Here is a 26341-nt window from a genome sequence, read left to right on the forward strand (position 1 = left end):
TTTTAGACAAAAAATGCTTGCAGATTGCAAGCTTTTAATAATTTTTGTATTCGCTTTCAAGCAAAAATGTTATTTTTATTTATTCAACAGTTACACTTTTAGCCAAATTTCTTGGTTTATCAACATCTAAGCCCTTATTTTTAGATGCATAATAAGCTAATAATTGAGTTGGAATTACCGATACTAATGGTGAAATATAATAATCAACATCAGGTAAAACTACATCATCTGTAGTTTGGGCAAATTTTTTATCAGCAAAAACCATCACATTTGCCCCTCTAGCTTGCACTTCACGGATGTTTCCTCTAGTCAAATCAGCAGTTGCTGGATCATTGATTATTGCAATAACTGGTGTGCCCTTTTCAATTAAGGCGATTGTTCCGTGTTTTAATTCAGCTGCCGCAAAACCTTCTGTCTGAATATAAGAAACTTCTTTTAACTTTAATGCTCCTTCTAGTGCAACATCATAATCAATTCCACGTCCAATATAAAAGGCATTACGAGTATTAGCTAAATATTTTTTAGCTAGATTATCAATTTTTTGTTTACCATCAACTATTTCTTGCATCCCTTCTGCAGCTATAGATAATTGATGTTTCAAATCAAAATCTGCTGCTTTTTTAAATTGCAATTTTTCTCCAATAGCTTTTGCTAAGATTGCCTGTACAGCAATTTGTGCAGTATATGCCTTAGTTGAAGCAACTGCAATCTCAGGACCTGCTTTCAGTAACATAGTATATGTTGCTTCTCTAGATAATGTCGAACCTTCCACATTAGTTATTGTCAAACTAGGCAATTGTCTTTTGTTAACTTCAGTTAAAACGACACGTGAATCTGCAGTTTCACCTGATTGAGATAAGAAAATAAAGAAAGGCTTTTTAGATAACTTAGGGAAATGATAACCAAATTCTGAAGCTAAACCAACTTCAACTGGAATATCAGTTAGATGTTCAATGATATCTTTACCAACTAATCCTGCATGATATGAAGTCCCTGCTGCCAAAATATAAATGCGATCACTTTGACTAACTGCATTGACAATTTTTTGGTCAACTAAAACTTTTCCATCTTGGTCAAAATATTCCTGTGCCAATTTGCGCATCACTGCAGGTTGTTCATCAATTTCTTTTAACATGTAAAATTCATATGTACCTTTAGAAGCAGCTGCTGGGTCGATAGTTAAAGTTTTAACTTTTCGTTCAACTCTTTGACCAGTAATATCTTCAATGACAATTTTATCTTTAGTTACATCTGCTACATCACCATCTTGTAAATCAATAAATTTTTTAGTTTGATCTAAAACGCTAATTGCATCAGAAGCAATAATATTAAATCCATCACCTATCCCAAGCATCATCGGTGATTTGTTTTTTGCAATAAAAATATGATCTGGTTCAGTATTATCTACTAATAAAAATGCATATGAGCCTTTAACTAATCTCAAAACTTTTTTAAAAGCTGTGAAAGCATTTATATTATCTTCTTTGGCAAATTTATCAATCAATTGCACAATAACTTCAGTATCAGTTTCTGATTTGAAATTAACATCTTGTAAATATTTTTCTTTTAATTCTAAATAGTTTTCAATAACTCCATTATGAACTAAATAAAATCTACGATCTTCTGAAAAATGAGGATGTGCATTATCTACAGTTGGTTTGCCATGAGTTGCCCATCTAGTATGACCAATTCCTGTAAGACCTTGTTCATCAGGAGTCAATTTATCTTCTAGATTTTTAATGCGACCAACGGCTTTAGTTAAATATTCATTGCCATTTAAATCATTTAGATAAATTCCTGCTGAATCATAGCCTCGATATTCAAGATTTTTCAATCCATTCAAAATTACATCTCTAGCAGGTTTCCCTACAACACCAACAATTCCACACATATTATTTTCTCGCTTTCAATATTTGGTCTAGTTCAATTATAAGAACTGGATTATTAAATAATTATTGTAACAATTGACATAATAATAGTTTTTTTGATATTGGTCAAGTGCATATTTTAGCATTGGTATGTTATTGGTCTAGACAAAAAAAGAACCATTCGAAATAAATCCAGATGGTTTTTAGTGATTACCTATTTTCTTCTGATTCCAAAAAGTAAATCAAAGTCTGCAATTCAGTAGCCAAATCAATATTTTGAATTCTCACATCAGCTGGTGCATACAATCTAATTGGTGTGAAGTTCATGATTCCCTTAATTCCAGCTTCGATCATTTTATTAGCAGTTTTTTGTGCATTTTCTTGTGGCACAGTCAAAATCGCCGTAGTAATTTGTTGATCACTGATTTGTTGTTTCATATCAGCCATACTATATACAGGAACTCCACTCAAAATTTTGCCTGTAATTTCAGGATTAATATCAAATGCACAAGAAATGCGGATATTATTTGAACGCTTAAAATTATAATTTAATAAAGCATGTCCTAAATTACCTACTCCAACTAATGCAACATTAGTCAAAGTATCTTGATTAAGAATTTTTTTGAAAAAGTTCAATAAATTTTTAACATCATATCCATATCCACGCTTACCTAAAGCGCCAAAATATGAAAAATCTCTTCGAATTGAAGCACTATCAACTTGAACTGCTTCAGACAGTTCTGAAGAAGAAACCTTGTCTTTTCCTTCTTCATTTAATAAAATTAAGTACCTATAATAAAGTGGTAATCTACGTGCTGTTGCCTTAGGGATTTTAATATTATCCATAATTTCCTCCATTTTTTTTGAAATTCATGCACTCCATTTGTGAATGTGAACTAAAATTCAATTATGAATATAATACCTATTTTTATGCTATTTATGCAAGCAATTAATTCACAAAGACACATTTTTATAAATATTAGGATCATTTTTCACAAATAAGGCAACATCCACTCTAAAAAAAGAAGTATGATAAAATTATTTTCAGGTGAATAAAAAATGATAATCGCACAAGGACAGGCTCTAACTCAACAATTTGGAGCACATACATTATTTGATAATATAAATTTTTCAATTCCAGATAATGCCCGCATTGGCTTAGTAGGACCAAATGGCGCTGGAAAAACAACACTTTTAAAAATCATGACTAAACAATTAGATCCAACTCATGGAACCTTTCAAGTAAATAAAGGAATTCAAATTGGCTATATTGCACAAGAACATGATTTAAATGAAGACAACAATATCTGGGATGAAATGATCACTATCTTTCAACCATTAATTGATCGTGAACATAATTTAACTAAACTGCAAAAACAAATTGCCAATAATCCAGAAGATGCTACATTACTGAAAAAATATGATCAAATGCAATTTGATTTTGAACAAGATGGTGGCTATACCTACCAAGCTCAAATCAAAAGTGTCTTAAATGGTTTTAATTTTCCAGAAAATACTTGGCATAAACAAATCTCTAGCTTATCTGGAGGAGAAAAAACTCGACTAGCATTTGTAAAACTGCTATTAAAAAAGCCACCATTATTGCTACTAGATGAACCAACTAATTATTTAGATTTAGATACATTAGATTGGCTAGAAAGTTTTTTGAAAAACTATCAAGGGGCAATCTTGGTTGTCTCACATGACCAATATTTCTTAGATCATTTTGCAACTCAAATCTGGGAATTACGCTTTAACAAATTAAATGAATTCAAGGGTAACTACACTCAATACTTATCTCAAAGGCAGTTGATTGATAAACAGCAACAATTAGCTTATGAAAAACAGCAAGAACAAATAAAAAAAGACGAAGAATTCATTCAAAAAAATATTGTTCGAGCTACAACTACTAAAAGAGCTCAAAGTAGGCGCAAACAATTAGAAAAAATTGAACGCATTACTCCTCCAAAAAGATCAGGCAAAGTTAAAATTAATTTTAAACAAGATCATCCTTCAGGAAAAGAAGTATTAATTGCTAAGGACTTATCTGTAGGCTATCCAGATAAAACTATGCTATCTGATATTTCTTTTCAGATTAATAAAGGTGATCGTGTCGCTATTATTGGACCTAATGGAATTGGAAAATCTACTTTATTAAAAACCATTATGAAACTCCTTCCTATTAAAGCAGGAACGATTAAATATGGTGCTTCTTTGCAAATTGGGTATTATGACCAAGAGTTGCAAGGGCTTGATTACAATAAAACTGTGATTGATACCATTTGGGACAAACACAAAACTATGTTAGAAAAAGACATTAGGTCAATCTTAGCTAGCTTTTTATTTACAGCACAAGATATCAATAAGATGGTTAATCAGTTATCTGGTGGACAGCGAGCTAGATTAGAATTAACAGTTTTATCATTAGAACATGATAATTTTTTGTTAATGGATGAACCTACTAACCACTTAGATATTGAAGCAAAAGAAGTTCTAGAAAAAGCCTTGCAAAGCTATGATGGAACAATTTTATTTGTATCACATGATAGATACTTCATTAATCAATTAGCAAATAAAATCTTGGTTGTCGAAAATGGTCATGCAAAGCTATTTGAAGGTAATTATAGTGATTATCAAAATCGAAAATTGCAGCCTGAAACCCAAGTTGAAAAAGTGACAAAACAAGTTAGTGCCAACCAAGTATCTTATCAAAAGCAAAAACGCATTGATTCTCAAAAACGAAAATTACAAAGAAACATCGAAAAAATCGAAAAACAAATCGAAGACTTAGAAAATCAAAGTTCTGACTTACAAAATCAAATGGCTGATCCTAAAATTGCTACCAGTTTTGAAAAATTAGGACCTCTACAAGAACAATTATCAGATATCCAAAAACAATTAGAAACTGCTAACAACAATTGGGAACAAGCAATTAATGAATTAGATAATTTTAAATAAAAAGAAACTTACCATTTCTCACAACACTTGTGAATTTGGTAAGTTTTTTTCTTAAAATCTTATTTTTGTTACTTTATAACCAATATCATATCGATAAAAGGTTTGCGATTTATTTAATCCACTTAAATAATGATAAACTAGCCTTTGTGCTTGAGCAATAGTATCACTGCGTCCTCGAACCATTAACAATCTACCACCATTGCCAATAAAATCACCATTTTGCTTTTTGACATTTGCATAGTCAATTTCAATTCCGCTTTGTTTTGGAAAGGTACCTAAATTTTGCCCTTTAATTGGATCTTTGGGATATCCTTGTGCAGCTAGCACTACACCAACTTCTGCAAATAGGGAAACTTCAATTTCAGGCATCTTATAATCATTGACACAAGCATTAATTAATTGGGCAAAATCCGTTTTTAGCCTTGGAAGTACCACTTCAGTTTCTGGATCGCCTAAGCGAACATTATATTCGATCATTTTAGGACCATTATTTGTCAACATTATCCCAAAATATAATACTCCATGATAGTTATAATTTTCTTGTTTTAATGCATTAACTGTTGGTTTAATCAATTCATCAATTATTTGTTTTTTATCACTGGCTTTTAATTGTGGTACAGGACTATAAGCCCCCATCCCTCCAGTATTAGGTCCTTTATCCATATCATATGCACGTTTATGATCTTGAGCAATTGGTAAGATTCGATATTCATCATCTTGAATAATGACAAAAAATGAATATTCTGATCCAATTAAATTTTCTTCTAAAACCACCTTATTACCATGTTTGAAAGCATTTTTGATAGCTTTTTGAGCTGTTTTTAAATTCTGTGCAATAACAACTCCTTTACCTCCAGCTAAACCATCTTCTTTAATAACTATAGGCAGTCCAAAATCATTCACCGAAGCTAGAGCATTTTCAGCTTTTTCAAAACTTTCATATTTAGGATGGGGTACATGATATTTTTTCATAAAGTTTAAAGCATATTCTTTTGATCCTTCTAGTTGTGCGCTGCGTTTATCTGGTCCAAATGTTTTTAGCTTAAATTGATGAAAATAATCAACTATTCCTTCAACTAATGCATCCTCTGGTCCAACAAAAGTCCAAGAGATATTATTATCAATGACAAAATCTTTTAGTTTTTCAAATTCATTTTCTGAAATTGGGATACTTTGTACTCCAATCAAATCCATAGCATCATTTCCTGGTGCACAATAGACATTTTCTACTGAAGAACTTTCCTTTAGTTTCCTAGCTACTGCATACTCTCGACCGCCACTGCCAATTACTAACAAATTAAGCTTATTCATTATTATTTGACCTTTCATTTAGCTATTTTAGTGTCTAAAATGACGCACATCTGTAAAGACCATTGCAATTCCGTATTTATCAGCCATCTCAATTGAATCTTGATCTCTAATTGACCCACCTGGTTCAACAATTGCCTTGATTCCATTTTTCCCTGCTAATTCAACACAATCACTGAATGGGAAAAAGGCATCACTTGCCAAAACACTATTTTCATCAAGATATTTTTTTGCATGGTCAATAGCAATTTTTTCAGCGTCAATTCTATTTGGCTGCCCTGCACCAACCCCTAATGTTCGCTCATTATTTGCGACAACAATTGCATTTGACTTCACATGTTTTACCGCTTTCCAAGCAAACATTAAGGCTTTTAATTGATGTTTAGTTGGTGTTGTTTTAGTTACAATTTTCCAATTATGATAATCTTCATCTAATACATCTTGTTGCTGCATTAATAATCCGCCCATAACAGACACTACTTCATTTTTTGGTGCTTCATCTTTTTTAGTAAAGTCTAATTGCAATATACGCATGTTCTTTTTTCTTGTAGTTAATATTTTTAATGCATCTTCATCAAATGCAGGAGCAATAATAATCTCAAGAAAAATTTTGTGCATTTTTTCAGCTGTTGCTGCATCAACTGTGCGATTAAGTGCAATAACTCCACCAAAAATTGAAACTGGATCTGCTTTATATGCTCGATCCCATGCTTGCTGTAAAGTCTCACCTTTACCAATACCACAAGGATTCATGTGTTTCATTGCAACAACTGTTGGCTTATCAAATTCTCTAGTTGCTCTAATTGCTTCATCTGCATCTTTGATGTTGTTATAAGATAATTGTTTACCATGTAATTGTTTAGCAGATAATACAGAATAATCCTTAGGAATGGCATCTTCATATAGCCAAGCTTTTTGGTGACTATTTTCTCCATAACGCATTGTTTGTTTTAAATCATAAGTTAAAGTTAATTTTTCAGGATCACTAAGGCCAACTTGTTTAGTTAAGTATTGAGAGATTATTGCATCATAAGCTGCAGTTAATCTAAATGCTTTAGCAGCTAATCGTTGACGCAATTGCAAGCTAGTTGTCCCAGTACTTACAATTTCATCAGCTATTTTTTGATAATCATTTTGATCAACAACTACTGTTACATCTTGATAATTTTTAGCTGCTGATCTAATCATGCTAGGGCCACCAATATCTATATTTTCAATTGCATCACTTAATTTAACATCTGGCTGTTCAATAGTTTGTTTAAATGGATATAAATTCACACATATCAAATCAATTGGAGTTATTTGCTGCTCTTTTAGTGTTTCCATGTGATTTGCATTATCGCGCTTTGCCAGCAATCCTCCATGAATGGCAGGATGCAATGTTTTAACTCTCCCATCTAAAATCTCTGGAAAATTAGTAACATCTTCAACTGAGATAGTTTTTACTCCTGCCTCATCTAAAAATTTTTTAGTTCCACCAGTTGAGATAATTTCATAATTATTTTGGATTAATGTTTTTGCAAACAAAACTATATTAGTCTTATCAGATACGCTAATTAATGCTCTTTTCATCATTTTCCGTCCTCGTTTATTTTGGTTAATACTTGTTTTAATACTTTTGAATATAACTTGTGTTCATATTCATGAACTCGCATTTCTAAACTATGCTCTGTATCATCAGACTTTATTGGCACATGAACTTGTTCAATAATTGTTCCACTATCTAAGCCTGAATCAATATAGTGAACCGTGACTCCAGTTTGTGCAACTTTATCTTTAAATGCTCGTTCAATTGAATTTAGTCCTGGATATTCTGGCAAATATGCAGGATGTAAATTAATGATTTTACCTTGATACTGATCTAAGATCGTGGGTCCAATAATTCTCATATATCCTGCTAGTGCAATAAAATTTATTTGATATTTTTGCAAAATTTGCAAAATTTTTTCTTCATATTTCTGTTTAGACTGACATGATTTAACAGTAAAAGTTTCTACTGGAGTGCCAAATTTCTTGGCTCGTACAATAACTTGAGCATCAGGATGATCGCAAAATAATAAACTCAACTGTCCAGGTATATCGCCTGATTTAAAATGCTTAGCCAACTCCTCATAATTTGTTCCATTGCCTGAAGCAAAGATCGCTACTTTCATAATTTACCTACTAGCTTTATTTTTTCTTGATCTATACTGCGTTTTTGTAAACTACCAATTTCAAATACTTGTTCATGGCTATCTTGCAAGTGCTTTTTTACTGATTCAGCATTATTTTTATCAACCGCTAGAACCATCCCTAATCCCATATTGAAAGTATGCAGACAGTCCTCTATAGATAATTTGCCTACTTTTTGCAAAAAGTCATAAATTTTTGGAACTTTCCAAGAATTTAGATTAATCACTGCTTGCAAGTCATCCTCAAACATTCTAGGTACATTTTCATATAAACCGCCCCCAGTAATATGAGCAATCCCATGAATTAATTTTTGCTTTATTAGTGGCAAAATAGTTTTTACGTAAATTCTAGTTGGGGTTAATAAAACTTGCCCTAATGACTTTCTATTAAATTCAGGTAATTTATCTGATAATTTGAAGTCATTATTTTCAAACAAAATTTTTCTAACTAAGGAATATCCATTAGAATGCAGTCCGCTAGAAGCTAATCCAAGTAAAACATCTCCATCCTTAGGAATTTTAGTAGTTAACATGGTATTTTTTTCAACTACTCCAACAGTAAATCCTGCTAAATCATATTCATTTGGTGAATACATCCCTGGCATTTCCGCTGTTTCACCGCCAATTAAGCTAGCATTTGCTTGCCTGCATCCATTAGCTATCCCAGCAACTACTTGGGATAGAACTTCTGGGTTATTATGCCCCGTCGCTATATAATCTAGAAAAAATAATGGACTTGCCCCTTGTGCTAAAACATCATTGACACACATTGCCACACAATCAATGCCAATTGTGTTATGAACATGCATTTTTTGTGCAATTAATAATTTTGTTCCTACACCATCTGTACCAGACACTAACATGGGATGTTTAAATTTCAAATTATCTAAATCAAATAGTCCACCAAAGCTACCAATATTTTCAACATAGCCTGGACGCTTAGTTGAGGCAACTAATGGTTTTATTTTATTAACTAAATCATACCCAGCTGCTACATCAACACCAGCTTCTTTATATCGATCCATTATAGTTTTCTCCCTTGCATTTTTAACATCTGTTCAACTGGAATGATATTTAATGGTCCGTGGATTTCTGTTTCATAATCATATAAAGGAGTCGGATATTTACCATCAAAATATGCGACTGTTAATCCACCATTTGGTGCACCATTACTATCAGGAATATTAATTGCCTTAATTAAAGCCGAGATACTTAAAAATCCTAAACTATCAGCACCAATGATCTGGCGCATTTGTGCAACATTATATTTTGCAGCCAATAAATCTTGTCGATGAGAAATATCTATCCCATAAAAGTGAGGATATTTAAAGGGTGGTGATGCAATTCTCATATGGACTGATTTTGCCCCAGCTTGTTTTAGCATCTTCACTAATTGAATTGATGTGGTACCTCGAACAATTGAATCATCAATGATAACGATATTTTTATCTTTAACTACTCCTTTGACTGCGGCTAACTTCATCTTGACGCCTTGTTCACGCAATTCTTGAGTTGGTTCAATAAAAGTTCTTGCAATATATTGATTTTTAATTAAACCCATCTCATATGGCAACTTACTTTGTTCTGCATAGCCACTTGCTGCAGATAATGATGAATTAGGCACACCAATAACCATATCTGCCCCCTTGGGAGCAGGCTGTTCAATTGCTAATAGCCTCCCCATTTGCTTGCGAGCATTATGAATTGTAACTTGGTGCATAATTGAATCAGGTCTTGCAAAATAAATATATTCCATTGAACAGATTGCAAGTTGAGTTTTGTCAGTATATCGATCTTCATGTAACCCATCTTTATCTATAATTAACAATTCACCAGGTTGCACATCTCGCAGTATTTCTGCACCTACTGCATCTAATGCACATGATTCACTTGCTAAAACATACGATCCAGTAGCCATTTTGCCTAAAACTAATGGACGCAACCCATTAGGATCAACTGCGGCATAGATTGCATCTTTGTCCATTAACAAAAATGCAAAACCACCTTTTACTTCATTTAGACTAGCTTTTAAGGCTTGCAAAAAAGGCAACTTTTTTCTGCGAATTAAATGAATCAATACTTCAGTATCAGAGCTTGATTGAAAAACTGCACCTTGTTTTTCAAGTTCCTTTTTTAATGTCTTAGAATTAGTCAAATTACCGTTATGAGCTAGTGCAATTTGTCCATCTAAAAATTGAAACAAAAATGGTTGCACATTAGTAAATGAATCAGATCCTGATGTACCATATCGAACATGACCAATTGCTGCATCACCTTTTAACCAATTCAAATCATTAGGATCAGCAAACACATCTGCTAATAATCCACGATTGCGAAATTGACGCAACTTAATACCATCACTTGCAACAATTCCTGCACCTTGTTGACCGCGGTGCTGGAGTGCATGCAAACCAAAATAAGTCATATTGCTAGCATGAGGTGCATTAAAGATACCAAAAACACCACATTCTTCATTTAATCCATTGATTTCATAAGACATGGTATTGCATCCTCCCAATTTTTTTGTAAATCATTAACATCTAATTGAGCAGTAGCATCTGCCAAATTAAGTTCTAGTTTTGAGTTATTCGTAACTTCACCAATTAAATGAGCATCTGCACCTATTATTTTTTCAAATTCAGCAATATTTTGAGGACTAATTGTAACTAGTAATCTTCCTGGAGTTTCACTAAATATTTGTGCAGCAGTTAAATTAGCACTGATCTTTGCCCCTAGTTTTGTATCAAATAAGCTTTCTGCAATTGCAACACTTAATCCACCTTCACTTAAGTCATGGGCACTTTGAATCAAACCTTTTTGCATAAGTGATAATAACTTATCAAAATAATTTTTGATCTTAGTTAAATCAAAATCCTGTATTTTGCCAAAAATTTTTCCTGTTAACATCTTTTGGATTTCACTGCCTGCATAATCAGCCTTTGTATCACCAATTAAGTAAATTGAATCTCCTGCTTGTTTAAACTTAGGTCTAACAATATAATTCACATCTTTAATTAATCCAACCATCCCTATCATTGGAGTTGGAAAGATTTCATGACCATCTGTTTCGTTATATAAAGATACATTTCCTGAAACTACAGGTGTTTGCAGTATTTCACATGCTTTTGCAATTCCAATAACTGATTGCTTTAATTCATAAAACACTTCAGGATCATTGGGATTGCCATAATTTAAACAATCAGTAATTGCTAATGGTTGAGCGCCACTTGCAATAATATTGCTAGCAGCTTCTACGACATTGCGTTTACCACCAACTTCTGGATTTAAATAAATAAATCTACCATTACTGTCAGTTGTAGCCGCAATTGCTTTTTTAGTCCCTCTAATCCGAATTACTCCACTATCTGCTCCAGGTCCTTCAACAGTCGAAGTTCTAACCATGGAATCATAAGTTTGAGTGAACATTTTTTTAGAAGCAATTGTAGGTTGTTTCATTATTTGTTCAATCGTATTTTTTAAATCAGTGATTTGTGGAGTATAGTTAATTTTTTCATTAACAGTAATGTGCTCAGGCTTTTTAATTTCGCTATTTTCTATTAAAACATCGGTTGTCAAAGTTGATACTGGAATATCACAAACAACTTCGCCTTTGTGTTTTAATACATAATTATGGCCTTCAGTTACGCGACCAATAACTACTGCATCTAAATCAAAAAAACTAAAAATGCGCTTAACTTCTAATTCATGTCCTTTTTTAACACATAAAAGCATTCTTTCTTGAGATTCACTAAGCATAATTTCATATGCATTCATGTTAGGTTCTCTTTGAGGAACTAAATCTAGATTTAATTCCATGCCACTATTTCCTTCACTTGCCATTTCTGCACTTGAAGAAACAATGCCTGCAGCTCCCATATCTTGAATTCCCACTAAACATTCAGAATGGTTTTTAATTAGTTCTAAACATGCTTCAAGTAGTAATTTTTCCATAAATGGATCACCCACTTGAACAGCAGAACGTTGACTTTCATGTTCAGAATTAAATTCATGTGACGCAAAAGTAGCCCCATGAATTCCATCGCGTCCAGTCTTGGCACCAACATACATAATTGCATTGCCAACACCTGCAGCTATTCCTTTTTGTAAATCCTTAGTATCAGCTAACCCAACACTCATTGCATTCATGACAGGGTTGCCTTTATAAGTATCATCAAATGACAACTCTCCACCAATCGTTGGGATCCCCATACAATTACCATAGCCACCAATTCCTGCAACAGTTTCATTTAATAAAAATCTTGTGTGTGAATTATCTAACTCTCCAAAATGCAGAGAATCAAAACTTGCTACAGGTCTTGCTCCCATACTAAAAACGTCTCTTAAAATGCCACCAACTCCTGTCGCAGCACCTTCATATGGCTCTACTGCTGTAGGATGATTATGACTTTCTGCTTTAAAAACTACTGCTTGGTTATCACCAATGTCGACAACACCAGCACCTTCACCTGGACCTTGCAAGACATATTTTCCTTTTGTTGGAAATAGTTTTAAGACAGGTTTAGATTTTTTATATGAACAATGTTCACTCCACATCGCTGAAAACAATCCAGTTTCTGTATAAGTAGGCAGGCGTTTCAACAATTTTTGTGAAATATAATCATATTCTTTTTCAGATAAGCTCCAATCAAGATATGGTTTTTGTTGCTTAATTTGCAAAGGTGTCAATTCTTTATTCATGCCTGTACTCCATCCATATTATTTTCCAAAATTGACTTAAATAATCTAATCCCATCTACTCCGCCCAAAATTTGTTCAACTGCGCGTTCTGGGTGTGGCATCATCCCTAGGACATTGCCGCGTTTATTAATAATTCCTGCAATATTATTTAAACTACCATTTGGATTATCAGTAGTATATCTGAAGACTACTTGATGATTAGTTTCAATTTCGTTTAAAGTTTTTTCATCTGCAAAAAAACTACCATCCGCATGTGCGACTGGTAGTTTAATTTTTTCATTCAAATTATAATCAGATGTAAATACACTCTGATTGTTTTCAACATTCAATTCTACTTTTTTGCATACAAATTGCAGCGAATCATTGCGTTTCAATGTCCCTGGCAATAATCCTGCTTCTGTTAAAATTTGAAATCCATTGCATGTTCCAAAAACAATCTTACCTTCATTTGCCATCTTGATAATTGCAGGCATGATATTAGTAAATCTTGCAATTGCTCCTGGGCGCAAATAGTCTCCATAAGAAAATCCACCTGGTAGCATAACTGCATCAAAGCCGTCAAGACTAGTTTGTTTTGATGAAACATATTCAACTTCAGCTTTTAAGACACTATGTAATGCCTCATATAAATCAATATCACAATTAGAGCCTGGAAACTGAATCACAGCAAATTTCATTAGTTTTCCTCCAAAACTTTGTAGTTATATGTTTCCATATTTAAATTGACTAACAATTCTTGGGCAATTGCCTTTATTTCATCTTCAAGTGCTTTTTCTTTTGGATCAATATCAAGATCAAAGAATTTTCCTACTTTAACTGATTGCACTGACTTATGCCCTAACTCATGAATTGAATTAGTTATTGCTTGACCTTGAGGATCAAATACAGAAGGTTTATAAGTAACATAAATGCGAACTTTAGCCATTTTTATTTCTCCACTGCTGCTTGCAATGCAGCTAATACTCGTTCATAAACATCAGTCAAATTACCAATTTCACGACGATAAACATCTTTATCCATATGTTCTTTAGTCTTTATATTCCATAAACGGCAATTATCTGGGGAAAACTCATCAGCTAAGATAACTTCTCCATCAGGCAAAGTGCCAAATTCAACTTTAAAATCGACTAATTCCATGCCAGCTTTTTTAAATAATGGTGTTAATAATGCATTGACTTGTCTGCTAATAATCCACATTTGACTATGCTGGCTGTCAGTTAATAAATCAAAAGCCATTGCATCTGATTCATTCATCAATGGATCATGCAACTTATCACTTTTCATGAATAACTCTTCAACTGGTCTTTTTAAAACCATCCCTTCTTCTTTCAAGCCATATCTTTTAACAAATGAGCCAGCAGCAACATTTCTAGTTACAACTTCTAATTGAATCATTTTGACTTTTTTGACTAATTGTTCAGTTTTAGATAATTTTTTGATGAAGTGAGTTTTAACACCATTTTTATTCAAATATTCAAAGATCAATGATGATATCTCATTGTTTAACTCGCCCTTATTTGCAAAAGTATCGTGCTTTAATCCATCAAGTGCTGTAGTGTTATCTGTATACACAGCTCTTAATTCTTCTGGATTTTCAGTAGTCCACATTTGTTTAGTTTTGCCTTCATAAAGTAATTCGCTCATGATTTTCCTTCTTTTAAATATCCCAAATTCTTGTTGCTTTAACTTCTGATAATGTTTGTTCAATATTATTAGTCAAAATCGTCACATGACCCATTTTTCGATCTATGCGACTTTCATCTTTTCCATAAAAGTGAAATGACCATTGTGGTTTTTCAGTGATAATCTTGCGTACTTTTTCAACATGTTGACCTAATATGTTAACCATCACAACTGGTGACAATAATTTGATTTTAGGTAGTGGCCAGTTGCAGATAGCTCTGTTATGAACAGCAAATTGTGAAAAATTACATGCTTCAATTGAGTAATGTCCTGAATTATGAGGACGTGGTGCTAATTCATTGATATAAATTTGATTGTCTTTACTGACAAACATCTCTACTCCTAAAACGCCACATAATTTAATTGCTTTGGCAATTTTTATTGCAAGTTTTTGCGCTTCATCAGCTAATTTTTCACTAATTCTTGCAGGGACAATACTTTCATGCAGAATTTCATTTTTATTAATATTTTCACTGACTGGAAAAACGGTGATTTCACCAGCAGTATTACGCCCAACCATAACTGAACATTCTAATAAATAATCTACAAAATGTTCCAAAATGCAATCTTTAGTAGCTAGTATTTTTTTAGTTTTACCTAAATCTTGTGCACTATGTAAAACTATTTGACCTTTTCCATCGTAGCCACCTTCACATGTTTTTAATACACTAGGATAGCCAATTGTTTTTAATGCTTCATGCAATTGCGTTAAATCTTTAACTGCCCTAAATGGCGTTACTTTACATCCAGCTTGTTGCAAAAAATTTTTTTCTCGAATTCGATGCTTAGTTATATATAATAATTGCGTTCCTTGCGGGATAAAAACCTTGTCTTTTACTGATTCGAGTGCTTTTAAATCAACATTTTCAAATTCATATGTCAAAACATCACTGCGATCAGCTAATTCGTTGATAGCCTCTAAATTATTATAAGGAGCAACAATTTGCGCATCTGCAGCTTGTGCCGCAGGACAATTTGGGGTGGGATCCAAAATAATAACCTTCATCCCCGTTGCCTTAGCATCAAAAGTCAGCATCTGTCCTAACTGCCCACCACCAATAATTCCAATAGTTTCACCTTGTTTAATAAAATTAGTCAAGTTTTGCACTACTTTCTACTGCTTCATCATGCATTGTTTGTCGATAATTTATAATTTTGCTTTGAATATCCTTATTTGTGATTCCTAAAATTTGCAAAGCTAGTAGAGCTGCATTTTTTGCACCACTACTGCCAATTGCAGTTGTTGCAACAGGAATTCCAGAGGGCATTTGCACAATTGATAATAATGAATCTACCCCATTTAATGCCTTGGTTTTTGCAGGAACACCAATTACTGGGAGTGGTGTATTAGCTGCAAGCATACCAGGTAAGTGTGCTGCGCCACCTGCGCCTGCAATAATTATTTTGATCCCATTTATTACAGCATTTTGCGCAAATTCAAACATCTCTTTTGGCATCCGATGTGCTGAGATAACTTGCTTATCATAAGGTATGTCTAGTTCATCTAAGATATTGCAAGCTTGCTTCATAAATGACCAATCAGAAATAGATCCCATCACAATACTGATTTTTTCTGACATTAAGTTTTCCTCCTTTTTTCAATTTCAGAATAGCAAATTTTCAATGAAATTCCAAGAAAAAAGTCGAACTATTTTTAAATTAAATACTGTATTTGTTTGTATTATGTTAGGTTTTAAGTTAGATAAACGGTATATTGATTTATATATTAGCAAAATATCGAACTATATATATAAAAAGGCTTACCATTGATCACTGTAATCTATGATAAGTTTCATGTTAGTTATGCAAAAATTTTTCTAATTTACTAATTTTTCCAACTTTATGACATTTTTCAAATAAAAAGTCAGGTAAATCCTCCTGTAAAATTCGTTTTTCATATAATTTCTGTGAAATATTAAGTCCTATCTTTGTTTTTTGTTGGATTTGTTTTGCTAAATATAGCCTAAAATGTTCAATTTGTACTTTAGGCATTTGTATTTTACCAGGCGCATATTTCCATAATTCAGTCAATCCTAAATCACTTAAAGCAAACTTTTTGAATTGATAAAAAACTTTATTACCAACTGGAGCTTGCCAGATATTATATTTCAAGTGTAAATATCCATTCATTGAGTCAACTTCTATCAGATATGTTCCCCAAATATTATTTTCTCTTAAAAAAATTAATTGACTTGAGTTGATTTTTTGATGTAAATAGTGTCTTTTGCCAACTACCCATACATCTTTAATTTGGTTTTCAACATATAATCTATGTCGCACACTATATTCTTTAAAAGACAGTGGCGCACATTGAATTTCAAAAGCTAAATTATTTGATGCTAATACATCTGCTCGCAAAGATCCATTCGCTAACGGCACTTCAATTTGGGCGTTATATCCTATTGCACATAACGCGGCTTTCAGCTGCAATTTCCCTTGCAGATGTTCTTGCTTTTCTCCTTTATTTAAACTATAAATTTTTACATGTTTAAAAAAAGCCCCTTTATTTTGACTAATTATTAACATAACTTGTTTTTTGCACCTAGGACACCGATATTGCGAATTATCCTTTAAAATTTGTGCTTCTTTATTTGCTAAAACTAATTTATTTTTTAGTAATGCTGCGTACATTTTGATCACCCCAAAATGTAATTACGCAAAAAAGCAGGGAAATTTCCCTGCTCAATCTATTCTTAACAAATTCTTTATTTTTGGCCGAAATAATATCTTAAATTAGCTAAGGCATCACGATTAAAAATTTCTTTACCATGTTCTTTGACTAACTTCAATTCAGAGTCATTTATTTCGCTACCATATTCTTCAGCAATTGCCCAAGCATCTTCTGGAGTCAATTCAACATAATTATCATCCAAGAATGCCAAATCCATTACATACTGATTATGATCATAATATAATGCTGAAGCTAAATCATCTACTTTCAAGTTTTCTGCTAAAGCTATCACATCTTCAATATTATCGAATTTGAATCCTTTTTTAGTTGGGATAATATTTTTGGTGTTATTTTGATCCTTGTTTGAATAAAAGTTGGATAGTGCATCACCCAATCCATGTAACATATCTTGAGGACTTAATTGCCTATTATCACCCATAACACCACCTGTGTTATTAGAATTTTGTTTCATTTGATTCCATTTATTTAATTGGTCTTTATTGGCTTTAGATATGATCATCTCTAAGCCCCCATTTGCGGGCATAATTTGGAATGTTACAGGATCGTTTGGGCTAAATTCATGATCCACATCGGCTTCTTGTAAAATGCTAGTAAACAAACTTTGAATCTCTTTTTTATTCCCCAGTAAATCAAGAACAGTAATTCCTCGCTGCTCTAATTCAGCTTTATCCATTGTTACGCGAATTGTATTCTCGTCAATTTTTTCAACTTCCAAAAAAGCACCCCCCCTTTACTTATAAATATTGTAACCTACTTTAAGGCCAAATTAAAAACGTTAGCAATCACTAACGTTTAAAGACTTTAATTCTATAAATCTGCGAACTTTCGTGCTTGTGCAAGTTCTAGACGACGAACTTTTCTTGGTAAGAAGCGACGAATCTCATCTTCATTATATCCTACTTGCAATCTGCGATCATCCATCATAATAGGACGACGTAGTAATCCAGGATTCTTTTCTACCAAATCTAGCAATTGATCAATTGATAAATCATCCAAATTAATGTTTAACTTTTGAAATGCCCGAGATCTTGTAGAAATGATCTCCTCAGTTCCATTTTCAGTTAAGCGCAATATTTGTACTATTTCTTCTCTTGTTAGAGGATCTGAAAAAATATTTCTTTCTTTAAATGGAATATCGTGTGAGGCTAACCAAGCTCTAGCCTTTCTACATGAAGTACAACTAGGCGAAACATATAAATTAACCATATAACCACTCTTTCCTATCTCTAAGACCATATTTTATTTCCTTTGCCAATATTATAGCACGATTACTTTCTTTTTGTAAGTATATTCTTGAAAAATATTTAAAGTTTTTTTCTTATCTACATTATTAATTTAACAGTTAAATTTGAATAAATTATGAAGATTTAAAATATTTTTTCAAAAAAACAAAAAGAATTTATCCCTACAAAAATAAGGATAAATTCTTTAAATTATTTACGCTTTAATTTTTTCCATTAAATCTTTTACCAATTTAATGTTATCATCATTAGTTTCAGAAACATTGATTGCTTTATCAACTAAACCTGCCAAATCAGCTGTATCAATCTTCTTCATTTCACTTCTGATTCTTAAAATTGATGTAGCACTCATTGAGTATTCATCTAGTCCCATTGCAAGCAAAATTGGGAACATAATTGAATCACCAGCAGCTTCACCACACATACCACACCAAATACCATTTTTATGTGCAGAATCAATTGTATGCTTGATTAGGCGCAATAATGATGGATTATATGGTTGATACAAATATGAAACATGTTCATTACCACGGTCAGCAGCAAATGTGTATTGAATCAAGTCATTAGTTCCAATTGAGAAGAAGTCAACTTCTTTAGCAAATTGGTCAGCTAAAATCGCAGCGGCTGGAACTTCAATCATCATACCAACTTGAATATCGCTACCAATCTTAACTCCTGCATCAATTAACTTTTGCTTTTCTTCGTTGTAGATCTTCTTAGCTTGACGCAATTCAGGTAATGTACCAATCATTGGGAACATAATACCTAATTTACCATAAGCAGAAGCACGAAGTAAGGCACGTAATTGTGTACGGAAAATATCTTGTTGTTTCAAAGAAATTCTGATTGCACGGTAACCTAAGAATGGATTCATCTCTTCTGGTAATGGCAAGTATGGTAAATGCTTGTCCCCACCAATATCCATAGTTCTGATTACAACTTGCTTGCCATTCATGCCTTGTAATACTTCTTTATAAGCATTAAATTGATCATCTTCAGTTGGTAATTCAGCAGAATCCATGTATAAAAATTCTGTTCTGTATAAACCAATTGCTTCAGCACCATTAGCTAAAACTCCTGGCATATCCTTTGGAGTACCAATATTTGCAGCAATAATGAAATGCTTACCATCTTTAGTTTCAGATGGCGCGTCCTTTAGTTTCTTCCATTCAGCTTTTTGCTTTTTGAAAGCTTCACCTTTTTCAGTGTATTCATCAACTTCTTCAGATGTTGGATCAACAATAACTGTACCATTAAGCCCATCAACAATAACTTGTTGACCATCTTTTACATCATCAGTAATTGACTTAGTACCAACTACTGCTGGCAATTCTAATGAACGAGCCATGATTGCTGAATGGGCAGTACGTCCACCAATATCAGTTGCAAAACCTTTAACAAAGTTAGTGTTTAATTGAGCTGTATCACTAGGAGTTAAATCATGTGCGATAATTACAACTTCATGATCAATCAAAGCTGGATTTGGTAATTGTTTACCAAGCAAATGAGCCATAATTCTCTTAGATACATCACGTACATCGGCTGCGCGTTCTTGCATATATGCATTATCAGTCATACCTTCAAAAATCTTAATAAATTTTTGAGCAGTTTCATCTAATGCAAATTCACTATTTACACTTTGGTCTTTAATTTCTTGTTCAATTGCGCCTGTAAATTCAGGATCGTTTAAAATCATCAAGTGAGCTTCAAAAACTTGAGCCTCTTGCTTTCCCAAGTTCTTTTCTGCTGTTTGACGAATGTTTTCAACTTCATCAGTTGAATCTTTAACTGCAGCTTTAAAGCGTGCAAGTTCACTATCTGGATCTTTTACTGAAACTTTCGAAAACGAAAGGTCAGGCTCAACCAAGCGATAAGCTGGTGCAACAGCAATACCATCACTGGCAGCGATACCTTTTAATGTTTTCGTCATTATTCAGCTAATCCTTCTTTCTTCATTGTGTCGGCAATTGATTCAATAGCTTGTGCTGCATCATCACCATCGGCTGTGATAGTAACATCTGCGCCTTGACCTACACCAAGTGACATAACACCCATGATAGACTTTAAGTTAACTGACTTACCATTGTATTCTAAGTTAATATCTGAACCAAACTTTGAAGCAGCTTGTACTAATAATGTAGCAGGACGTGCGTGGATACCTGTTTCTGCAATAATATGAAATTCACGTTTTTCCATTGTATTTTCTCCTTTATATTTCAAAATAAAAAATGGTAGAAATACCCATTCGATAATTAGATTATCATGTTTACGCATTTAAAACAATAAAAATGTAACGGTTTACATGTTTATTATGGTCTATTTTTTAATCGTATAGATAATACTGCCGCCTCGTTGTGCAATTCCCCTAATTAATTGTCTTTTATCAAAATCCCGCAATGCCTTTTGAAATAAGAAAGCATCTTTAGCTTCAACAGTATAATTAGGGATCTTGCCTTCTACAAGATCGGATAAAATTTTATCATAATCCATATTTACTACCTTTATTTTTAAATTTGCCTTCATTATTATACTCTAATTTCTAATTCTTACAAAAAAATAGTTGTTCACGAGTCTTAGCACTTGACTACATAGAGTGCTAAGAATACAATAGTGTCAGTTTAAATCAGAAAGGCGGCAATCCTATGTTATGTCAAAATTGTCATCAAAGACCAGCTTCTATTCATGTACATACCGTGGTGAATGGACAGAGTCTTGATATTGATTTATGCCAACAATGTTATCAAAAATTAAGAATGCAACAAGGTAATAATATGAATAATAATGAATTTTTTGGAGATTTTGATGATCTCTTTAATGCAATAAATGCCCGCAACCAAGGACAAATGCCTAACCAAAACCAAGACCCAAGAATGCAAATGGGGGTTAATGGTGGTGGCAACAATCGAAATAACGGTCGTAAGTCATTACTTGATCAATATGGTACTGATTTAACTGAATTAGCTAAAAAAGGCAAAATTGATCCAGTTATTGGTCGTGATAAAGAAATTGCACGTGTAATTGAAATTTTAAACCGCAGAACTAAAAATAATCCAGTTTTAATTGGTGAAGCTGGTGTTGGTAAAACTGCTGTTGTTGAAGGATTAGCACAAGCTATTGTTGATGGTTCTGTTCCAGCTAAATTGCAAGGCAAAAGAATCATTTCATTAAATGTAGTATCACTAGTTCAAGGTACTGGCATTCGTGGTCAATTCGAACAACGAATGCAGCAATTAATCAAGGAATTACAAGATCATGATGACATCATCTTATTTATAGATGAAATCCATGAAATTGTAGGTGCAGGTAATGCCGAAGGTGGTATGGATGCTGGCAACATCATTAAACCTGCATTAGCTAGAGGTGAATTACAATTAATTGGTGCTACTACAATTAAAGAATTCCGTGATATTGAAAAAGATTCTGCTTTAGCAAGAAGATTTCAACCAGTTGAAGTAAAAGAGCCTTCAATTGATGAAACAATCAGAATTTTAAAGGGTATTCAAAAGCGTTATGAAGACTACCACCATGTTAAATACACTGATGACGCAATTGAAGCTGCTGCTAAGTTATCTTCTCGCTATATTCAAGATAGATACTTACCAGATAAGGCAATTGACTTATTAGACGAATCAGGTTCTAGAATGAATTTGACAATTCCATTTGTCGATAAAGAAAAAATTGCGGAAAGAATCAAAGCAGCTGAGCAATTAAAGCAAGATGCACTTAAAAATGAAGATTATGAGAAAGCCGCATATTACCGTGATCAAATTGATAAATATGACAAGCTGAAAGATCAAAAAGTTGATCCAGATAAATCACCTGTCATCACCAATAAGATCATGAACAAGATAGTTGAAGAAAAGACCAACATCCCTGTTGGTGATATCCAAAAACAAGAAGAACAACACTTACAAAACTTAGCAAGTGATTTGGACAAAAATGTAATTGGGCAAACTGCTGCTGTAGAAAAAGTTGCTCGTGCTATTCGTCGTAATAGAATTGGTTTTAACAAATCTGGTCGTCCAATTGGATCATTTTTATTTGTAGGACCAACTGGTGTTGGTAAAACAGAACTTGCTAAACAATTAGCTAAAACTATGTTTGGCTCTGAAGATGCTATGATCAGATTTGATATGTCTGAATATATGGAACCATATTCTGTTTCTAAATTAATCGGATCAGCACCAGGTTATGTTGGATATGAAGAAGCTGGACAATTAACTGAAAAGGTTCGTCATAACCCATACAGTTTGATCTTACTTGATGAAATTGAAAAAGCTCATCCAGATGTTTTGAACCTGTTCTTACAAATTCTAGATGATGGTCGATTAACTGATTCACAAGGTAGAACAGTTTCATTTAAAGATACAATCATCATTATGACTTCTAATGCAGGTCAAGGTATTAAGACTGCAAGTGTTGGTTTTAGTGCGGAAAATGATGATCAAAAAGCTAATGCAAGACATTCAATGAATCAATTCTTTAAACCTGAATTTTTAAACAGATTAGATGATGTCATTGAATTCAATGCTTTAACTAAAGAAGACTTGATCAAGATTGTTGATTTAATGCTTTTAAAGAGCAACGAAATGATCAAAGACCAAGGAATCCATGTTGATGTAACTGATCGTGCTAAAGATAAATTAGTTACTGATGGATATGATCCTACTATGGGAGCTCGTCCATTGCGTCGTACAATTCAAGAAGAAATTGAAGACAAGGTTGCTGATTATGAACTAGATCATCCAAATGGAAAAGACTTACTTGCCGATTTGGATGCTAATGGCAATATTGAAATTAGTGAAGCAAATAAGCAAGCAACTGTTCAAGCAAAATAATGTATACTACCTAAGAAACATCATTTGATGTTTCTTTTTTTTGCTTATTTTATATACCAATTAGAGTATAATAAATGTGTAGAAAACAGATATAAAGCAGAGGTAACCATATGCACTTAATAGATGTAACAAACTCATATGCACAATTAGTACAAAATCAGCTTAATTCAACAAATGCACAATATGTTAAAGTTTATTCTTTAGGCAATACTTCAGTTGTATATACTGAATCACCTGATGAAATTGAAATTGTCTTAGAAAATCATGATCGCAGAATTCGTGATGACGAAATTCAATTTGTAATTAATCGTTTAATCAAAAAAGATACAACATATAATTTAACTGTTGATAATAGTCAAAAAGTTATTGCAATTAGTTGCAAGCGTTAAAAAAAGATTCAAGTTCGTGTAAACTTGAATCTTCTTTTTTTTACAATTTTTCTGTTAATTTGACATCTGGATACTTATCATGGAACCAGCGTTCTGCAAATGCATTTTCAAATAAAAACAATGGATTACCATAGCGATCTTTTACTAATAAGTTACGTGAACTAGACATTTTGGGATCTAATTGATCAGGATCAATCCAGCGTGCAACACGATGACCTAAAGGAGTCATTTCTACTTCAGAATTATATTCATTTTTCATTCTGAATTGGAAAACTTCAAATTGTAATTGACCTACAGCTCCTAAAATATAATCATCTGTTGAATAGTTGCGGTATAACTGAATCGCTCCTTCTTGAACTAACTGATTCATCCCTTTATGAAATGATTTTTGTTTCATCACATTTTTAGCAGTTACTCTCATAAATAATTCAGGAGTAAATTCTGGTAGTGGTGGATAAACTATCTTACGCTTTCCGGCATAGATACTATCTCCTATCTGGAAATTACCAGTATCATATAACCCTACAATATCTCCAGCTACTGCATTAGATACTTGGACACGCTCACTTGACATGAACTCAGTTGCATTATTTAGACGCACATTTTTGCCAGTTCTAGCTAAAGTTACATCAATTCCTTTTTCAAATTTTCCACTGCCAATTCTGACAAAAGCAATTCGATCGCGATGATTAGGATTCATATTAGCTTGAATTTTGAATACAAATCCACTAAATTCAGGATCATCTGGACTTAATTCTTCATCTCCATTAACAGTATGAGCTTCTGGGGATGGAGCTAAACTAACAAAACTTTCTAAAAATGTTTCAACTCCAAAATTAGTTAATGCAGATCCAAAAAACACCGGAGTTTGATCACCTAATAAAATTTTATCTTTATTAAATTTATTTCCTGCTTCTTTTAATAAATCTACATCATCTACAGCAGCTTGATAATAGCTATCTTGACTCAAAGGATTATTATCTGGCAATTTTCCAGCCTTATCTAAATCAATAAAACGGTCTTTGCTATTCTTTCGATAAAGTTCCACACGATTATTTGCAATATCATATAATCCTTTTAGCCCCTTGCCCATGCCAATTGGCCAGTTCATAGCTACGCCTTCGATGCCTAAGACTTCTTCTAGTTCAGCAATTAGATCTAAAGGAGGACGACCATCACGGTCTAATTTGTTCATGAAAGTAAAAATTGGAATTCCACGTTGTTTAACAACTTTGAATAACTTTTTAGTCTGAGGTTCAATACCACGAGCTGAATCAATTACCATGACAGCAGAGTCAACAGCCATTAATGTACGATATGTATCTTCTGAAAAATCTTGGTGTCCAGGAGTGTCCAAGATATTGATTCTTTTGCCTTGGTATTCAAATTGCATAACTGAACTAGTTACTGAAATACCACGTTTTTTTTCAATAGCCATCCAGTCACTGGTTGCATAGTGTCCAGTTTTTCGAGCTTTTACAGTACCTGCACTTCTAATAACCCCACCAAACAACAACATCTGCTCAGTAATAGTTGTTTTACCAGCATCGGGGTGTGAAATAATTGCAAAAGTTCTTCGTTTTTTTACTTCATTTTCTAATTTTTCAGTCATTAATCCTCTGTTTCTTCTTTCTGAGTGTTATTTGTAGTTAACAACAAGGTTACTATACGAGACCCTTTCATCCTTCTAGTTGTTAAAACCATCCCATTATCTAATTGAATGCTTAGTTTTTCACCTTTTGCTGGAATCATCCCTAACTTAGTGATCATATAACCAGCTACAGTATCTACATCTTCCATTTCAATATTTGTATGAAATTGCTCATTGAAATCATCTAAAGGCATTTTCCCGTTAATTACATACTTGTTAGCACCTATTTTTGTGTATAAAACTTCTGCCTTATCAACTTCATCATCAATATCGCCAACGATCTCTTCAATTAGGTCTTCAATGGTCGCAAGCCCCACAACTCCACCATATTCGTCAGTTAATATAGCTAATTGTCTTTGAGTTTGTTGCATCTCAATTAATAATTCAGATAAGTCTGTAGTTTCTGGAGCAAATAATGGTTTAAACATTACTTGTTGATAAGTAAGCTTATCAAACCCTTCTGCTCTAGCCTTTCTTAATACAGTTCTAATATGAATGACCCCAACTATTTTATCTTTATCCTGGTCATATACTGGAACTCTAGAATAAGGTTCACGCAATATATTATCTAAATTATCTAAAAAATTATCATTAATATCCACCATAAATGCATCAGTTCTAGGCACCATAACTTCTCTTGCCATTTTACCTTGAAAATTCAAGGTTCCTTGCAACATAGAAAATTCTGTATCACCTATTTCATGATGCTGGTGTAAATTATTAATTTCATCTTCTAATTGTTCACTTGGGTTCTCGGTATTTTCACCTGTTAATTTTGTTTTTAACTTCTTGAAAAAACTGCCCGCCGCCGGGTCACTACTCATCTTCTTACTCACTTTCTTAA

The 26341-nt window shown here is 33.0% G+C and carries 24 protein-coding genes; 3 read left to right on the plus strand and 21 right to left on the minus strand.

Going from position 1 to position 26341, the window contains the following annotated elements; genetic code table 11:
* Positions 1-79: 79 nt before the first annotated feature.
* Both glmS and AC38BG_RS06865 read right to left on the minus strand, forming a co-directional pair.
* Positions 80-1891: a glutamine--fructose-6-phosphate transaminase (isomerizing) gene (gene glmS / locus AC38BG_RS06860; RefSeq protein ID WP_489937118.1), complete on the minus strand. Its 1812-nt coding sequence runs from the start codon at positions 1889-1891 to the stop codon at positions 80-82.
* 187 nt (positions 1892-2078) lie between these two features.
* Positions 2079-2714 carry a redox-sensing transcriptional repressor Rex gene (locus AC38BG_RS06865; RefSeq protein ID WP_489937119.1) on the minus strand — a complete coding sequence of 212 codons (636 nt, stop codon included), beginning with the start codon at positions 2712-2714 and terminating at the stop codon, positions 2079-2081.
* Between the two features lie 213 nt (positions 2715-2927).
* On the opposite strand from AC38BG_RS06865, the gene AC38BG_RS06870 reads away from it, so the two are divergent.
* Entirely contained in the window at positions 2928-4826 is a 1899-nt protein-coding gene (locus tag AC38BG_RS06870; RefSeq protein ID WP_489937120.1) for an ABC-F family ATP-binding cassette domain-containing protein, read from the plus strand.
* A gap of 51 nt (positions 4827-4877) precedes the next feature.
* On the opposite strand, the gene purD is transcribed toward AC38BG_RS06870, so the two are convergent.
* The 17 genes from purD to AC38BG_RS06955 form a co-directional block, all read right to left on the minus strand.
* Positions 4878-6140, minus strand: a complete 1263-nt coding sequence (purD, locus tag AC38BG_RS06875; protein WP_489937854.1) for a phosphoribosylamine--glycine ligase — start codon at positions 6138-6140, stop codon at positions 4878-4880.
* 24 nt (positions 6141-6164) lie between these two features.
* Positions 6165-7706, minus strand: coding sequence for a bifunctional phosphoribosylaminoimidazolecarboxamide formyltransferase/IMP cyclohydrolase (purH, locus tag AC38BG_RS06880; RefSeq protein WP_489937855.1), 1542 nt, complete (start codon positions 7704-7706; stop codon positions 6165-6167).
* Entirely contained in the window at positions 7706-8287 is a 582-nt protein-coding gene (gene purN / locus AC38BG_RS06885; RefSeq protein ID WP_489937121.1) for a phosphoribosylglycinamide formyltransferase, read from the minus strand. The genes purH and purN overlap by 1 nt, the downstream gene beginning before the upstream one ends.
* Entirely contained in the window at positions 8284-9330 is a 1047-nt protein-coding gene (gene purM / locus AC38BG_RS06890; RefSeq protein ID WP_489937122.1) for a phosphoribosylformylglycinamidine cyclo-ligase, read from the minus strand. The genes purN and purM overlap by 4 nt, the downstream gene beginning before the upstream one ends.
* Complete coding sequence (purF, locus tag AC38BG_RS06895; RefSeq protein WP_489937123.1) at positions 9330-10805, minus strand: amidophosphoribosyltransferase; 1476 nt, start codon at positions 10803-10805, stop codon at positions 9330-9332. Before purF ends, purM begins: the two co-directional genes overlap by 1 nt.
* On the minus strand, positions 10781-13003 hold the full coding sequence (gene purL, locus AC38BG_RS06900) for a phosphoribosylformylglycinamidine synthase subunit PurL (RefSeq protein WP_489937124.1): 2223 nt from the start codon (positions 13001-13003) through the stop codon (positions 10781-10783). The genes purF and purL overlap by 25 nt, the downstream gene beginning before the upstream one ends.
* On the minus strand, positions 13000-13680 hold the full coding sequence (gene purQ, locus AC38BG_RS06905; protein WP_489937125.1) for a phosphoribosylformylglycinamidine synthase subunit PurQ: 681 nt from the start codon (positions 13678-13680) through the stop codon (positions 13000-13002). Before purQ ends, purL begins: the two co-directional genes overlap by 4 nt.
* Positions 13680-13928 carry a phosphoribosylformylglycinamidine synthase subunit PurS gene (gene purS / locus AC38BG_RS06910; RefSeq protein WP_489937126.1) on the minus strand — a complete coding sequence of 83 codons (249 nt, stop codon included), beginning with the start codon at positions 13926-13928 and terminating at the stop codon, positions 13680-13682. The genes purQ and purS overlap by 1 nt, the downstream gene beginning before the upstream one ends.
* 2 nt (positions 13929-13930) lie before the next feature.
* The gene (gene purC / locus AC38BG_RS06915; RefSeq protein ID WP_489937127.1) at positions 13931-14647 is read right to left on the minus strand and encodes a phosphoribosylaminoimidazolesuccinocarboxamide synthase; all 717 of its coding nucleotides are present in this window, start codon (positions 14645-14647) and stop codon (positions 13931-13933) included.
* A 13-nt stretch (positions 14648-14660) separates the two neighbouring features.
* Positions 14661-15785, minus strand: a complete 1125-nt coding sequence (gene purK, locus AC38BG_RS06920; RefSeq protein WP_489937128.1) for a 5-(carboxyamino)imidazole ribonucleotide synthase — start codon at positions 15783-15785, stop codon at positions 14661-14663.
* Positions 15778-16266, minus strand: a complete 489-nt coding sequence (gene purE / locus AC38BG_RS06925; protein ID WP_489937129.1) for a 5-(carboxyamino)imidazole ribonucleotide mutase — start codon at positions 16264-16266, stop codon at positions 15778-15780. The genes purK and purE overlap by 8 nt, the downstream gene beginning before the upstream one ends.
* 217 nt (positions 16267-16483) lie before the next feature.
* A complete protein-coding gene (locus AC38BG_RS06930; protein WP_489937130.1) occupies positions 16484-17317 on the minus strand; it encodes a competence protein CoiA in 834 nt (277 codons plus the stop codon).
* Between the two features lie 74 nt (positions 17318-17391).
* Positions 17392-18093, minus strand: coding sequence for an adaptor protein MecA (locus AC38BG_RS06935; protein ID WP_489937131.1), 702 nt, complete (start codon positions 18091-18093; stop codon positions 17392-17394).
* A gap of 92 nt (positions 18094-18185) precedes the next feature.
* The gene (spx, locus tag AC38BG_RS06940) at positions 18186-18584 is read right to left on the minus strand and encodes a transcriptional regulator Spx (protein ID WP_489937856.1); all 399 of its coding nucleotides are present in this window, start codon (positions 18582-18584) and stop codon (positions 18186-18188) included.
* Between the two features lie 231 nt (positions 18585-18815).
* Positions 18816-20549 carry a phosphoenolpyruvate--protein phosphotransferase gene (gene ptsP / locus AC38BG_RS06945; RefSeq protein WP_489937132.1) on the minus strand — a complete coding sequence of 578 codons (1734 nt, stop codon included), beginning with the start codon at positions 20547-20549 and terminating at the stop codon, positions 18816-18818.
* Complete coding sequence (locus tag AC38BG_RS06950) at positions 20549-20815, minus strand: phosphocarrier protein HPr (protein ID WP_489937133.1); 267 nt, start codon at positions 20813-20815, stop codon at positions 20549-20551. The genes ptsP and AC38BG_RS06950 overlap by 1 nt, the downstream gene beginning before the upstream one ends.
* 120 nt (positions 20816-20935) lie before the next feature.
* Entirely contained in the window at positions 20936-21142 is a 207-nt protein-coding gene (locus tag AC38BG_RS06955) for a hypothetical protein (RefSeq protein ID WP_489937134.1), read from the minus strand.
* A gap of 119 nt (positions 21143-21261) precedes the next feature.
* On the opposite strand from AC38BG_RS06955, the gene AC38BG_RS06960 reads away from it, so the two are divergent.
* Together AC38BG_RS06960 and AC38BG_RS06965 are read left to right on the plus strand one after the other, a co-directional pair.
* Entirely contained in the window at positions 21262-23457 is a 2196-nt protein-coding gene (locus AC38BG_RS06960; protein ID WP_489937135.1) for an ATP-dependent Clp protease ATP-binding subunit, read from the plus strand.
* A 110-nt stretch (positions 23458-23567) separates the two neighbouring features.
* Positions 23568-23846, plus strand: coding sequence for a DUF1827 family protein (locus AC38BG_RS06965; protein WP_489937136.1), 279 nt, complete (start codon positions 23568-23570; stop codon positions 23844-23846).
* Between the two features lie 40 nt (positions 23847-23886).
* On the opposite strand, the gene AC38BG_RS06970 is transcribed toward AC38BG_RS06965, so the two are convergent.
* Positions 23887-25458, minus strand: coding sequence for a peptide chain release factor 3 (locus AC38BG_RS06970; RefSeq protein WP_489937137.1), 1572 nt, complete (start codon positions 25456-25458; stop codon positions 23887-23889).
* On the minus strand, positions 25458-26321 hold the full coding sequence (locus tag AC38BG_RS06975) for a hemolysin family protein (protein WP_489937138.1): 864 nt from the start codon (positions 26319-26321) through the stop codon (positions 25458-25460). The genes AC38BG_RS06970 and AC38BG_RS06975 overlap by 1 nt, the downstream gene beginning before the upstream one ends.
* Positions 26322-26341: the final 20 nt, after the last annotated feature.

This window comes from Lactobacillus sp. M44, from assembly GCF_058130005.1.

Bases quoted from the DNA above. Each gene is read 5' to 3' on its own strand.
- purC (WP_489937127.1), bottom strand. From the start codon at position 14,647: ATGAGCGAATTACTTTATGAAGGCAAAACTAAACAAATGTGGACTACT.
- AC38BG_RS06950 (WP_489937133.1), bottom strand. From the start codon at position 20,815: ATGGAAAAACGTGAATTTCATATTATTGCAGAAACAGGTATCCACGCA.
- purN (WP_489937121.1), bottom strand. From the start codon at position 8,287: ATGAAAGTAGCGATCTTTGCTTCAGGCAATGGAACAAATTATGAGGAG.
- AC38BG_RS06955 (WP_489937134.1), bottom strand. From the start codon at position 21,142: ATGAAGGCAAATTTAAAAATAAAGGTAGTAAATATGGATTATGATAAA.
- AC38BG_RS06930 (WP_489937130.1), bottom strand. From the start codon at position 17,317: ATGTACGCAGCATTACTAAAAAATAAATTAGTTTTAGCAAATAAAGAA.
- spx (WP_489937856.1), bottom strand. From the start codon at position 18,584: ATGGTTAATTTATATGTTTCGCCTAGTTGTACTTCATGTAGAAAGGCT.
- AC38BG_RS06970 (WP_489937137.1), bottom strand. From the start codon at position 25,458: ATGACTGAAAAATTAGAAAATGAAGTAAAAAAACGAAGAACTTTTGCA.
- AC38BG_RS06870 (WP_489937120.1), top strand. From the start codon at position 2,928: ATGATAATCGCACAAGGACAGGCTCTAACTCAACAATTTGGAGCACAT.
- ptsP (WP_489937132.1), bottom strand. From the start codon at position 20,549: ATGACGAAAACATTAAAAGGTATCGCTGCCAGTGATGGTATTGCTGTT.
- purL (WP_489937124.1), bottom strand. From the start codon at position 13,003: ATGAATAAAGAATTGACACCTTTGCAAATTAAGCAACAAAAACCATAT.
- glmS (WP_489937118.1), bottom strand. From the start codon at position 1,891: ATGTGTGGAATTGTTGGTGTTGTAGGGAAACCTGCTAGAGATGTAATT.
- purS (WP_489937126.1), bottom strand. From the start codon at position 13,928: ATGGCTAAAGTTCGCATTTATGTTACTTATAAACCTTCTGTATTTGAT.
- purQ (WP_489937125.1), bottom strand. From the start codon at position 13,680: ATGAAATTTGCTGTGATTCAGTTTCCAGGCTCTAATTGTGATATTGAT.
- purM (WP_489937122.1), bottom strand. From the start codon at position 9,330: ATGGATCGATATAAAGAAGCTGGTGTTGATGTAGCAGCTGGGTATGAT.
- AC38BG_RS06865 (WP_489937119.1), bottom strand. From the start codon at position 2,714: ATGGATAATATTAAAATCCCTAAGGCAACAGCACGTAGATTACCACTT.
- AC38BG_RS06975 (WP_489937138.1), bottom strand. From the start codon at position 26,321: ATGAGTAGTGACCCGGCGGCGGGCAGTTTTTTCAAGAAGTTAAAAACA.
- AC38BG_RS06965 (WP_489937136.1), top strand. From the start codon at position 23,568: ATGCACTTAATAGATGTAACAAACTCATATGCACAATTAGTACAAAAT.
- purF (WP_489937123.1), bottom strand. From the start codon at position 10,805: ATGTCTTATGAAATCAATGGATTAAATGAAGAATGTGGTGTTTTTGGT.
- purE (WP_489937129.1), bottom strand. From the start codon at position 16,266: ATGTCAGAAAAAATCAGTATTGTGATGGGATCTATTTCTGATTGGTCA.
- AC38BG_RS06960 (WP_489937135.1), top strand. From the start codon at position 21,262: ATGTTATGTCAAAATTGTCATCAAAGACCAGCTTCTATTCATGTACAT.
- purH (WP_489937855.1), bottom strand. From the start codon at position 7,706: ATGAAAAGAGCATTAATTAGCGTATCTGATAAGACTAATATAGTTTTG.